General features: G+C 65.1%; 11 protein-coding genes and 1 pseudogene. 8 read left to right on the top strand and 4 right to left on the bottom strand.

All coding sequences use genetic code 11. The features are described 5' to 3' along the window. The 3 genes from VFA16_RS01880 to VFA16_RS01890 all read left to right on the top strand — a co-directional run. On the top strand, nucleotides 1-1,837 hold a 1,837-nt coding region (locus VFA16_RS01880), incomplete at its 5' end, for a fumarate reductase/succinate dehydrogenase flavoprotein subunit (RefSeq protein ID WP_324966189.1). After that, nucleotides 1,837-2,583 carry a succinate dehydrogenase/fumarate reductase iron-sulfur subunit gene (locus VFA16_RS01885; protein ID WP_324966190.1) on the top strand — a complete coding sequence of 249 codons (747 nt, stop codon included), beginning with the start codon at nucleotides 1,837-1,839 and terminating at the stop codon, nucleotides 2,581-2,583. The genes VFA16_RS01880 and VFA16_RS01885, both read left to right, overlap by 1 nt. Nucleotides 2,584-2,722: 139 nt before the next feature. After that, complete coding sequence (locus VFA16_RS01890; RefSeq protein WP_169922531.1) at nucleotides 2,723-2,884, top strand: hypothetical protein; 162 nt, start codon at nucleotides 2,723-2,725, stop codon at nucleotides 2,882-2,884. A gap of 82 nt (nucleotides 2,885-2,966) precedes the next feature. Here VFA16_RS01890 and VFA16_RS01895 read toward each other — a convergent pair. Continuing rightward, nucleotides 2,967-3,263 (bottom strand): annotated as a pseudogene (locus tag VFA16_RS01895) (2-oxoglutarate and iron-dependent oxygenase domain-containing protein); the annotation flags it as partial. A 211-nt stretch (nucleotides 3,264-3,474) separates the two neighbouring features. Here VFA16_RS01895 and VFA16_RS01900 point away from each other — a divergent pair. Continuing rightward, on the top strand, nucleotides 3,475-5,310 hold the full coding sequence (locus tag VFA16_RS01900; protein WP_324966191.1) for an acyl-CoA dehydrogenase: 1,836 nt from the start codon (nucleotides 3,475-3,477) through the stop codon (nucleotides 5,308-5,310). A 345-nt stretch (nucleotides 5,311-5,655) separates the two neighbouring features. Here VFA16_RS01900 and VFA16_RS01905 read toward each other — a convergent pair whose 3' ends face one another. Beyond that, entirely contained in the window at nucleotides 5,656-6,960 is a 1,305-nt protein-coding gene (locus VFA16_RS01905; RefSeq protein WP_324966192.1) for an acetyl-CoA C-acetyltransferase, read from the bottom strand. 194 nt (nucleotides 6,961-7,154) lie between these two features. Between VFA16_RS01905 and VFA16_RS01910 the strand changes: the two genes are divergently transcribed. Further along, entirely contained in the window at nucleotides 7,155-8,519 is a 1,365-nt protein-coding gene (locus VFA16_RS01910; protein WP_324966193.1) for a 3-oxoacyl-ACP reductase, read from the top strand. A 59-nt stretch (nucleotides 8,520-8,578) separates the two neighbouring features. Then, nucleotides 8,579-9,421, top strand: a complete 843-nt coding sequence (locus VFA16_RS01915) for a MaoC/PaaZ C-terminal domain-containing protein (RefSeq protein WP_324966194.1) — start codon at nucleotides 8,579-8,581, stop codon at nucleotides 9,419-9,421. Nucleotides 9,422-9,437: 16 nt separating this feature from the next. Here the strand turns inward: VFA16_RS01915 and VFA16_RS01920 are convergent, their stop codons facing one another. After that, entirely contained in the window at nucleotides 9,438-10,076 is a 639-nt protein-coding gene (locus VFA16_RS01920) for a TetR/AcrR family transcriptional regulator (RefSeq protein ID WP_324966195.1), read from the bottom strand. An 87-nt stretch (nucleotides 10,077-10,163) separates the two neighbouring features. Then, entirely contained in the window at nucleotides 10,164-11,315 is a 1,152-nt protein-coding gene (locus VFA16_RS01925) for a glycoside hydrolase family 3 N-terminal domain-containing protein (RefSeq protein WP_324966196.1), read from the bottom strand. Nucleotides 11,316-11,510: 195 nt separating this feature from the next. Here VFA16_RS01925 and VFA16_RS01930 point away from each other — a divergent pair, with 195 nt between their 5' ends. Then, nucleotides 11,511-11,684, top strand: coding sequence for a DUF2613 domain-containing protein (locus VFA16_RS01930; protein ID WP_324966197.1), 174 nt, complete (start codon nucleotides 11,511-11,513; stop codon nucleotides 11,682-11,684). Between the two features lie 106 nt (nucleotides 11,685-11,790). Then, a partial coding sequence (locus tag VFA16_RS01935; protein WP_324966198.1) for an alpha-(1->3)-arabinofuranosyltransferase domain-containing protein occupies nucleotides 11,791-12,236 on the top strand: 446 nt, incomplete at its 3' end.

Consider the following 12,236-nt stretch of genomic DNA (forward strand, 5'->3'; position numbering starts at 1 on the left):
GCGAGAACGCGGCCTTAAGGTCGCGGTGGTGTGTAAGTCGTTGTTCGGCAAGGCGCACACGGTGATGGCCGAGGGCGGCGCCGCGGCGGCGATGGGCAACGCCAACCCAAAAGACAATTGGAAGACCCACTTCGGCGACACCATGCGGGGCGGCAAGTTCCTGAACAACTGGCGGATGGCCGAGCTGCACGCCAAGGAAGCACCGGACCGGATCTGGGAGCTAGAGACCTACGGGGCGCTGTTCGACCGCACCAAAGACGGCCGTATCAGCCAACGCAACTTCGGCGGACACACCTATGCGCGGCTAGCCCACGTCGGTGACCGCACCGGCCTCGAACTGATCCGCACGCTGCAGCAGAAGATCGTGTCGCTGCAGCAAGAGGACTACGCAGAACTCGGTGACTATGAAGCGCGGATCAAAGTCTTCGCCGAGTGCACCATTACCGAACTGCTCAAAGACGGCGACCGAATCGCCGGGGCTTTCGGATACTGGCGCGAAACCGGCCGGTTCCTGTTGTTCGAGGCGCCGGCGGTGGTACTGGCCACCGGCGGGATCGGCAAGTCGTTCAAGGTGACGTCGAACTCCTGGGAGTACACCGGCGACGGGCATGCTCTGGCGCTGCGGGCCGGCGCGACGCTGATCAACATGGAGTTCGTCCAGTTCCACCCGACTGGCATGGTCTGGCCGCCCAGCGTCAAGGGGATTCTGGTCACCGAAGGTGTGCGCGGTGACGGCGGCGTGCTGAAGAACGCAGACGGCAAGCGGTTCATGTTCGACTACATTCCGCCGGTGTTCAAGGGGCAGTACGCCGAGACCGAGCAGGAGGCCGACCAGTGGCTCAAGGACAACGACTCGGCTCGTCGCACCCCCGACCTGCTGCCCCGTGACGAGGTCGCGCGTGCGATCAACTCCGAAGTCAAGGCCGGCCGCGGCACGCCGCACGGCGGGGTCTACCTCGACATCGCCTCGCGGCTGACGCCCGCGGAGATCAAGCGGCGGCTGCCGTCGATGTATCACCAGTTCATGGAGCTTGCCGGTGTCGACATCACCAAGGAACCGATGGAAGTCGGGCCGACCTGTCACTACGTGATGGGCGGCGTCGAGGTTGACCCGGACACCGGCGCGGCCACGGTCCCCGGGCTGTTCGCCGCCGGTGAGTGCTCCGGCGGTATGCACGGCTCAAACCGGTTGGGCGGCAATTCGCTGTCAGACCTGCTGGTGTTCGGCCGGCGCGCCGGGCTGGGCGCCGCCGACTATGTGCGGGCACTCAAAAGTCGACCGGCGATCACTGAGGAGGCGGTGGAGGCCGCCGCCCAGCTCGCGCTGTCACCGTTCGAAGGCCCCAAAGATGGCTCGCCTGCGGAGAATCCGTACAAACTGCAGATCGATCTGCAGGACACGATGAACGAGTTGGTCGGCATCATCCGCAGCGCCGACGAGATCACGCAGGCGCTTAGCCGGTTAGAGGAGCTGCGAGGCCGGTTCGCCAACCTGCAGGTCGAGGGACATCGCCAGTACAACCCGGGCTGGCACCTGGCCATCGACCTGCGCAACATGCTGCTGGTCAGCGAATGTGTGGCCAAAGCCGCGCTGGAGCGCACGGAAAGCCGTGGCGGGCACACCCGCGACGACCATCCCGGCATGGACTCCAAGTGGCGCAAAGTCCTGCTGGTGTGCCGCGCGCAAGGCGGGGCGGGCAGCCTGCCCCACATCGACATCAGCCACGAAGAGCAGACCCCGATGCGGCCCGACTTGCTGGAGCTCTTCGAGCTCTCCGAACTGGAGAAGTACTACACCGACGAAGAGCTGGCCGAGCATCCAGGACGGAGAAGCTAATGACGTACAACGCGAGCCTGCGGGTCTGGCGCGGCGACGACGCCAGCGGCGCGCTGCAGGACTTCACCGTCGAGGTCAACGAGGGCGAGGTGGTGCTCGACGTCATCCACCGTCTGCAACAGACCCAGACACCCGACCTCGCAGTGCGCTGGAACTGTAAAGCCGGCAAGTGCGGATCGTGCTCGGCGGAGATCAACGGCAGACCGCGGCTGATGTGCATGACGCGGATGTCGACGTTCGCCGAAGACGAAGTCGTCACCGTCACCCCGCTGCGCACGTTCCCGTTGATCCGCGACCTGGTCACCGACGTGTCGTTCAACTACGAAAAAGCCCGGGAGATCCCGTCGTTCGCACCGCCCAAGGAATTGCAGCCCGGCGAATACCGGATGGCGCAGGTCGACGTGCAGCGCTCGCAGGAATTCCGGAAGTGCATTGAGTGCTTCCTGTGCCAAAACGTGTGCCACGTGATCCGCGACCACGAGGAGAACAAGAAGGCGTTCGCCGGCCCGCGCTACCTGATGCGGATCGCCGAGCTGGAAATGCATCCGCTGGACACGCTGGACCGGCGCAACGAGGCGCAGGAGGAACATGGCCTGGGCTACTGCAACATCACCAAGTGCTGCACTGAGGTCTGCCCGGAAAGCATCAAGATCACCGACAATGCCCTGATTCCGATGAAGGAGCGCGTGGTCGACCGCAAATACGATCCGGTGGTGTGGCTGGGCAACAAGCTGTTCCGGCGTTAAGTCCCGCCGAGCAGACGCAAGCACCCTGTTTCGCGCCAAACTGGGTGCTTTTGCGTCTGCTCATCCCAGAGCTTTAGCGCACGGTTGATCCGGGTATTCCGTTGGGCAGCCCAACGGAACGACCGGAAAGGCAGCTTCGATGGCCATACGTGAACCTGCCAGCATCAATGACATCCGCACCGCGATCCGGGAGCTGTCGGTTCGCGCCGATCTCGCGCACAAAGAAGGCCGCCACGACGACGCCGCCGAGATCGAGCAGCGCATCCAGGGCTATCGCGAAGAGCTCAGCCAACGCCCGTAACTGAAATCAAGTCGCCTTGGGCGGTGACGGCACGCGCGGGATAGCGCACGATTTTGATCAGGGTCGCCGGTGTGCGCGTGCTCGGTCCGATGTCAATCTGCTCGCGCCAGTCCACCGCGCGGCGGGTCAACTCCCCGCGCAGGGGCGTGCATCCGCGGAAGTGCGGGCTATGGACCATCGCGATCGCCTCTTTGTCGGCCTGCGGCAGGGCAAAGAAACGACGCGCCACTTCGAGCGCCTTGGCGACCAGCGACTCGGCTAAGCCGTGCCCGATCAGATAGCAGAAACCGATCTCGTGATCGGCCTCGCGCAGGCGCTTGCGCAACACTCCGGGTTGGTCGCGGAGATCGACCACAGGCCCGGCTGTGGTGCTCAACACAGTAGCCACTCGTACATCATTGCCGCAGGTCAACTGCTATGCCCGGGTCTCGATCAAGTGGGTCCCAACCGGTTGGTTAGTTAGCTAGTGGAATTTAGCTCACACTCGCTTGCGTTGAAGTTACTGACGCGTTAAGTTGAGCCTGTTACTGGTGGGTAACTTAGACCTAGTACCCAACCACATGGTGGCGTTCTCATCGAGGAGGAAGCACGTGAGCCACTACAAGAGCAATGTCCGCGACCAGGAATTCAACCTGTTCGAGGTCTTCGGTGTCGACAGGGCATTCGGCGAGGGCCTCTACAGCGACCTGGACGTGGACACGGCCCGCGAGATGCTGGCGGAGATGAGCCGGCTGGCGGAGGGTCCTATCGCCGAGTCATTCGCAGAAGGTGACCGCAACCCGCCGGTGTTCGATCCGGAAACCCACTCGGTGACGCTGCCTGAGGCGTTCAAGAAGTCCGTGCACTCGGTTCTCGAGGCCGGTTGGGACAAGGTCGGCATCGACGAGGCTCTCGGCGGCACCCCGATGCCCAAGGCGCTGGTGTGGGCGCTGCACGAGCACATCCTCGGCGCCAACCCGGCCGTATGGATGTACGGCGGTGGCGCTGGATTCGCCAACATCCTCTACCACCTGGGTACCGAGGAGCAGAAGAAGTGGGCTGTGCTGGCCGCTGAGCGCGGCTGGGGCGCCACCATGGTGCTGACCGAGCCGGACGCCGGCTCGGACGTGGGTGCCGCTCGTACCAAGGCCATCCAGCAGGACGACGGCTCCTGGCACATCGACGGCGTCAAGCGGTTCATCACGTCGGCCGATTCCGGCGACCTGTTCGAGAACATCTTCCACTTGGTGCTTGCTCGCCCGGAGGGCGCGCGCCCGGGCACCAAGGGGTTGTCGCTGTTTTTCGTGCCCAAGTTCCTGTTCGACCCCGAAACCGGTGAGCCCGGTGAGCGCAACGGCGTGTTCGTCACCAACGTCGAGCACAAGATGGGCCTGAAGGTCTCGGCCACCTGTGAGCTGTCCTTCGGCCAGCACGGTGTGCCGGCTAAGGGCTGGCTGGTGGGCGAGGTGCACAACGGGATTGCGCAGATGTTCGAGGTCATCGAGCAGGCCCGCATGATGGTGGGCACCAAGGCGATCGCGACGCTGTCCACCGGTTACCTGAACGCCCTTGAGTACGCCAAGTCCCGCATCCAGGGCGCGGACATGACCCAGATGACCGACAAGACCGCGCCGCGGGTGACGATCACCCATCACCCCGACGTACGCCGGTCGCTGATGACCCAGAAGGCCTACGCCGAGGGCCTGCGCGCGCTGTACACCTACGCAGCGACGTTCCAGGACGAGGCGGTGGCCGATGCGGTGCACGGTGTGGACGCCGAGCTGGCGGTCAAGGTCAACGACCTGCTGCTGCCGGTGGTCAAGGGTGTGGGCTCCGAGCAGGCCTACGCCAAGCTCACTGAGAGCCTGCAGACCTTCGGCGGATCGGGCTTCCTGCAGGATTACCCGATCGAGCAGTACATCCGTGACTCGAAGATCGACTCGCTCTACGAGGGCACTACGGCAATCCAGGCGCAGGACTTCTTCTTCCGCAAGATCGTCCGCGACAAGGGTGTGGCCCTGGCGCACGTGGCCAGCCAGGTGGAGGAGTTTGTCAAGAACGAGAATGGCAACGGGCGGCTGAAGGCCGAGCGCGAGCTGCTGGCCACCGCGTTGGCCGATGTGCAGGCCATGGCCGCGAGCCTGACCGGCTACCTGATGGCCGCGCAGGAGGACATCTCCAGCGTCTACAAGGTGGGCCTGGGCTCGGTGCGGTTCCTGATGGCTGTCGGCGACCTGCTGATCGGTTGGCTGCTGCAGCGTCAGGCTGCCGTGGCGGTCGAGGCCCTCGACGCGGGAGCTAGCGACGCCGATCGGGCCTTCTACGAGGGCAAGATCGCGGTGGCGTCGTTCTTCGCGAAGAACTTGCTCCCGCTGTTGACCAGCACCCGTCAGGTGATCGAGGCGATCGACAACGACCTGATGGAGCTCGACGAAGCCGCCTTCTAAGCGGTGTTCGCCGGGCCCCGTCCGGCCAAGACGCAAAGATCCCCCGTTTCACCTGGAAACGGGGGATTTTGCGTCTACCGCGGCGAACTTGATGCCGAATCGGCGGCACGACGGACCCGAAACGGCAAGAATGACAAAAGGCCGCCGCTGGATCCCCTCAGTCCAGCGGCGGCCATTCCCGGCCGACCCTGCGTCCGGGGCTCAACGGTCCATCAGGGCCGATTCAGGGATGCCCCGCGTTGCCATCGGGTCGGGGGGTCGGACGACAACACGGAGCTATCCGGTACTTCGCTTACCCAAACGCCGACGTTACTAAACTTGCAACGGAATTCAGCGTTCGGCGGTTCACGCCTCCAGGATGGCGGCCACGCCCTGCCCGCCGGCCGCGCAGATCGAAATCAGCGCGCGCCACGGCTTGCCGGCGCCGCCCTTCTGCTCAGCTTTCTTGTGGGCCAGCAGTTTCGCGGTCTGCGCGAGAATGCGTCCACCGGTGGCCGCGAACGGGTGGCCCGCGGCAATAGACGAGCCGTTGACGTTGAGCTTGGAGCGATCAATGGGTCCCAGCGCGGCGTCTAAGCCCAGCCGCTGCTTGCAGTACTCCTCGGACTCCAATGCTTGCAAGTGCGCCAGCACCACCGATGCGAACGCCTCGTGGAACTCGTAGAAGTCGAAGTCCTGCAAGCTCAATCCGTTGCGCGCCAGCAGCCGGGGAATCGCATACGTGGGCGCCATCAGCAGCCCGTCGTTGCCGCTGACGTAGTCCGCGGCCGCGGTTTCGGCATCGACGAAGTAGGCCAGCGGCGTCAGAGAGTGCTGATCCGCCCAGTCCTCACTGGCCAACAACGCGACTGACGCACCGTCGGTGAGCGGCGTGGAATTGCCAGCCGTCATCGTCGCGTCACCGGCTTTCACTCCGAACACCGGCTTGAGTTTGGCCAGCTTCTCCAACGACGCGTCTGGGCGCAGGTTGTCGTCGCGGTAAAGCCCTAAAAACGGCGTCACCAGATCGTCGAAGAAGCCACTGTCGTACGCGGCGGCCATGTTTCGGTGGCTTGCGGCGGCGAGTTCGTCTTGGTCGACCCGCTTGATGCGCATCTGCTTGGTGGTGATGGCTTGATGCTCGCCCATCGACAAACCGGTGCGGGGTTCGGCATTCACCGGGATCTCGACGCCGAGGGTGGCAGGCAGCGTGCCCACAAGCCTTAGCCGCTCGAGGTTGGACTTGGAGCGGCGCAGCTTCAGCAGCGTGCGACGCAAGTTGTCTCCCAAGCCGATCGGTGGGTCCGAGGTGGTGTCGACACCGCCCGCGGCGGCCACCTCGTAGCGGCCGGCGGCAATGCCGTCGGCCGCGGCGATTGCGGCCTGCAGCCCGGTGCCGCACGCCTGCTGCATGTCGAAAGCCGGGGTATGCGGCGAAAGCGCTGATCCCAGTACACATTCGCGCATCAAGTTGAAGTCGCGGCTGTGCTTGAGTACCGCGCCGCCGATGACAGCGCCGAGTTGTTCACCGGCGAGGTTGAATCGCTCGACCAGTCCGCTCAGCGCCGCAGTGAACATGTCCTGGTTGGACGCGTCGGCGTACGCGCCGTCGGACCGCGCGAACGGGATGCGATTGCCACCCAACACGGCGACCCGTCGCCGGGACTGCATACTTTTGTTGGCAGGCTGGGTACTCGCCTTAGATCTTGTCGAATCATTCGCTGGGGCCACGTTTGTCTCCGTGTTGTCGATGTGGAAAAGGTCCGCCGATAAGGGCCATACTACCCACTGTTCTTACTCTGGAGTAAGTTCGTCGTTGGTACGGTGTTCGATCCAAGGCACGTCCTCACACGGAAGGCAGCTCAGTGGCACCTAAGCTCTCGTCCGATCTATTCTCGCAGGTCGTCAACTCCGGTCCTGGGTCCTTTCTGGCCAAGCAGCTCGGTATTCCGCAGCCCCCGACGCTGCGTCGCTACCGGGTAGGTGATCCGCCGCTGGAAGGCTCCGTGCTGATCGGCGGTGAAGGCCGGGTGGTGGAGCCGCTCCGAACGGCGTTGGACCGAGACTACGAGGTGGTCGCCGCTAACCTCGGCGGCCGGTGGGCCGACTCGTTCGGCGGGCTGGTCTTCGACGCCACCGGGATCACCGAACCGACCGGTTTGAAGGCGCTGCATCAGTTCTTCACCCCGCTGCTGCGCAACCTGGGCGCCTGCGGCCGCGTCGTCGTCGTCGGCACCACCCCGGAAGCCGCCGGCAGTACCAACGAGCGGATCGCGCAGCGTGCGCTGGAGGGTTTCACCCGCTCGCTGGGTAAGGAGGTTCGGCGCGGGGCGACCGTCCAGCTGGTCTACGTCTCGCCCGACGCCAAACCGGCGGTGACCGGTTTGGAGTCGACAATGCGGTTCATCCTGTCGGCCAAGTCGGCATACGTTGACGGCCAGGTGTTTTACGTCGGGGCCGCGGACTCCACACCACCGGCGGATTGGGACCGTCCGCTGGACGGCAAGGTTGCGGTAGTGACCGGTGCAGCCCGCGGCATCGGGGCGACCATCGCCGAAGTGTTCGCCCGCGACGGCGCACGTGTGGTCGCCATCGACGTGGAAGCCGCCGCCGAGCCGCTTGCGGAGACCGCGAGCCGGGTCGGCGGGACCGCGCTGACCCTCGATGTCACTGCCGCCGACGCCGTCGACCAGATCACGCAGCATCTGCGCGACCATCACAACGGTCGCGCCGACATTCTGGTCAACAACGCCGGTATCACCCGTGACAAGCTGCTGGCCAACATGGACGATGCCCGCTGGGACGCGGTGCTGGCCGTGAACCTGCTTGCGCCGCTTCGTCTCACGGAAGGGCTGGTCGGTAACGGCTCTATCGGCGAGGGCGGCCGGGTGATCGGGTTGTCGTCGATGGCCGGCATCGCGGGCAACCGAGGACAGACAAACTACGCCACCACCAAAGCCGGCATGATCGGCATCACACAAGCGTTGGCACCCGGACTCGCCGAGAAGGGCATCACAATTAATGCCGTCGCGCCCGGGTTCATCGAAACTCAGATGACCGCAGCAATCCCGTTGGCCACCCGCGAGGTGGGCCGGCGGCTGAATTCGCTGCTACAGGGTGGCCAGCCGGTAGACGTCGCCGAAACCATCGCGTATTTCGCCAATCCGGCGTCGAACGCGGTGACAGGCAACGTCATTCGCGTGTGCGGCCAAGCAATGTTGGGCGCTTGAGTCCGGCGACCACGAGGATCGGAAAGAGCCGAGGAGCCGGACGAGTGGATGGAGCCGCGATGACGCAACCGAGTGGACTCAAGAACATGCTGCGAGCGGCGGCCGGGGCATTGCCGTTGGTCCCCCGCGACGACCGGCTGCCCGACCGGACGATCAGCGTCGACGACCTGTCGATCGACCGCACGCATGTGGCCGCCTACGCGGCGGTGACCGGCTTGCGCTACGGCGATACCGTGCCGCTGACCTACCCCTTTGCGTTGGCCTTCCCGACGGTGATGTCACTGGTGACCGCGTTCGACTTTCCTTTTGCCGCAATAGGAGCCATCCACACCGAAAACCACATCACCCAATACCGGCCGATCACGGTGACCGATACCGTCGGCATCAAGGTCCACGCGGAGAATCTGCGCGAACACCGCAAGGGCCTTCTGGTCGACCTGGTGACCGACATCAGCGTCGGCAACGACAAAGCGTGGCACCAGGTGACTACGTTCCTGCATCAGCAGCGCACCAGTCTGTCCGGCGAACCAAAACCACCGCCGCAGAAGCAGCCCAAGCTGCCGCCGCCGAACGCTGTGCTGCGGATAAGTCCCGGACAGATTCGCCGCTATGCGGCGGTCGGCGGTGACCACAATCCGATCCACACCACCCCCATCGCGGCCAAGCTGTTCGGCTTCCCTACCGTGATTGCGCATGGAATGTTCAGTGCAGCAGCGGTATTGGCCAATATCGAGGCGCGTCTTCCGGACGCGGTGAGCTATTCGGTGCGGTTCGGCAAACCAATGGTGCTGCCTGCGCAGGCCGGGCTGTACGTAGAGCGTGCCGATGACGGTTGGGATCTCGCGTTGCGCAATATCGCCAAGCGCTACCCATATCTCACGGGCACGGTTCGCGCGCTGTAGCCGATGCCTGCGGTGGCTAGCCGGAACCGGTGGCGACCTTGGACGCGGTGTCGGCGTCGCGATCGACCGGCCAGGCCTTCAGACCGCGCCAGAACAGGTTGATCATCAGCTCGGCCGCTTCGTCGACGTCGGTATCGCCGGTACTGAGCCGGGTGGCGACCGCCTCGCCGGCGCCCACCAGCGCCACCGCCATCATCTCGAAGTCGGTGTCCGGCTCCGGATTGCGGGTGCCTGCGCGCAGCAGGCGGGCGACCAGCTCGATGATCCGCTCGCGGCCCTCCCGCACGGTTTGAGCGAACGCCTGCGAGCTGGTGGCCTGCGTGTACATCACGATCCACGACGCCCGGTTGGCGTCGATGTAACGCAGGAACGACACGATGGTGTTGCGCAGCAATTCCTTTGGGCTCTGGTCGAAGTCGATGTCCTCGCGCACGCCTTCGATGAAGCGCGTCAACTCGCGGTTCAGGCAGGCACCGAAAAGTTCTTCTTTGGACCCGTAATACAGGTACAGCATCGGCTTGGAGATCTCGGCCTTGGCGGCGATCGCATCCATCGAGGTCTCGTGATAGCCGTTGACGGAAAACATCTGGACGGCCGCATCCAGCATCTGCTGCTCGCGGACAGCACGAGGCAACCGTTTGGTACCACCTGCCATGTGCTGTCCTTCTTGAACTGCCGAGCTCGAGCTGTCATGCGGATTATGTGACTCCAGAGTAAGCAATGGGCTTGTCGCCCACATGCTCTACCGGCCACAGGCCGGGTTGTGACCCTTCACCGCGGCCATCCGCAACACCGATTTGTCGACCGCCGGCGTCGTCAACTCGCCTGCTGCCAGCGCCTTCTCCAGCCGGTCGAGCACCGCCGGCACCTCGTCGGTGGTGACCCACAGCGCGGTGTCGGAGCCGGCCTGCAATGTGCGCAACACTGCATCCGCCACGCCGAAACGATCCGAGATCGCGGCCATGCTGGACAGGTCGTCGCTGAAAACCGGGCCGTCAAAGGGCGGGCCACCGTAGCCGACACCGCCGCGCAGCAACTGCACCGCGGCCGGGCTAAGGCTCGCCGGTTGGGTCCCGGTCAGGCCCGGGACTTGCATGTGACCGATCATTACTCCGACCCGGCCGGCGCTCACCAACGTCCGATACGGCACCAGGTCGTCGTTTTGCAGCTCCTGAAGCGGCGGTGTGGTGACGGCTCCGGTGTGCGAGTCACCGGAGCCGTGCCCGTGCCCCGGAAAATGCTTTAGCACCGGCAGCAACCCGGCGTCGCGCAGGCCGCGCGCATACGCGCCGGCGTACGCGGTGACGACGGCCGGATCCGATCCGAACGATCGGTCGCCGATGACCGTGTCGGCCGGGGCATCGGTGACGTCGACCACCGGCGCGAAGTCAATCGTGATGCCCAGGCCGCGCATTTTGTGGCCACGGTCCCGGGCCATGCCGTACACCTCATCGCGGGTCTTGGTCTGCGCCAGCACCCTGGCTGAGGGCGCCGGTCCGATCAGCGGGGACAGCCGCGCTACCCGGCCACCCTCCTCGTCGACGCTCACCGCCAGCGGCAACGGGCCAGCGCTGCGAGCGATAGCGGTCAGTGAGCCGTCGGTCAGCATCGACAGATCCGTCCAGCTGCCGATGAAGATGCCGCCGATGTGATGGTTGGCTACGACGGCCCTGGCATCTGCGGCGTTGCGCACGCCGACCATCAGAAGTTGGGCCAGCTTGTCGCGGGCTGACATTGCCGCCAGCATCGCCGTCCCATCCCCGCAGGCAGGGGGTACGGGCTTGGCCGACGCACTCGGGCGCGGGGATGACGTTGGGTGCTCGGCTGCACGACCGCACGCCGCCATCAGCATTGATGCGGCAGCAAGCAGGGCTAGGACGCGGGCGACTAACACCCGCCCATGCTGTCACGGCGCGGATCGTAGATGGCGTGGCCCCGTCTGCCCGACGAAAGCCGCAAGACGGCTGCCTCACCGATCTGCCGTTACGGCTGCGGTGGTGACCGTGCGGCGCGGCACTGCTCCGACGGCCGGGAATCGGATTTCTGCTAGGTTGGCGACAACCACGACTGCAATTTCGAGGAGCCACCGATGAACCGGTTCGTTGCGCCTGCGGCGGCTAGCGTCGTGGTCGGTCTGTTGCTGGGCGCGGCCGCAGTCTTCGGGATCACGCTGATGGTGCAACAGGACACCAAGCCGCCGCTCCCCGGTGGCGACCCGCAGTCGTCGGTGCTCAACCGGGTCGAGTACGGCAACCGCACGTAACCCCGTGATGCGGGCCGGCGTGGTGGCCCGGGAAAGCGCCGGGCAACCCGGATCTGGTTTGCGCAGGCCCATCCCGGCCTCCTCGACACAGCTGCCTGCCGCGCCGCTGGCCCGGCGCTGGTTGTGGTTGGCGGCAGCAATTGCGCTGGCGCTGAGCTTCGCCCAGTCGCCCGGGCAGGTCTCCCCCGACACCAAACTCGACTTGACCGCCAACCCGCTGCGCTTCCTGGCCCGAGCCACCAACCTGTGGAACAGCGAGCTGCCGTTCGGCCAGGCTCAAAACCAGGCCTATGGCTATCTGTTTCCGCACGGTGCCTTCTTTCTTGCCGGCCACCTGCTCGGCCTACCTGGCTGGATCACCCAGCGGTTGTGGTGGGCGCTGCTGCTCACCGTCGGGTTTTGGGGATTGTTGCGGGTCGCCGAAGTGCTCGGCATCGGCAGCCCGAGCTCACGGGTGATCGCCGCTGCGGCATTCGCACTGTCGCCGCGGGTGCTGACCACCCTGGGCTCCATCTCGTCGGAGACGCTGCCGATCATGCTGGCGCCCTGGGT

The sequence above is a fragment of the Mycobacterium sp. genome, from assembly GCF_035653355.1.
Lineage (GTDB): Bacteria > Actinomycetota > Actinomycetes > Mycobacteriales > Mycobacteriaceae > Mycobacterium.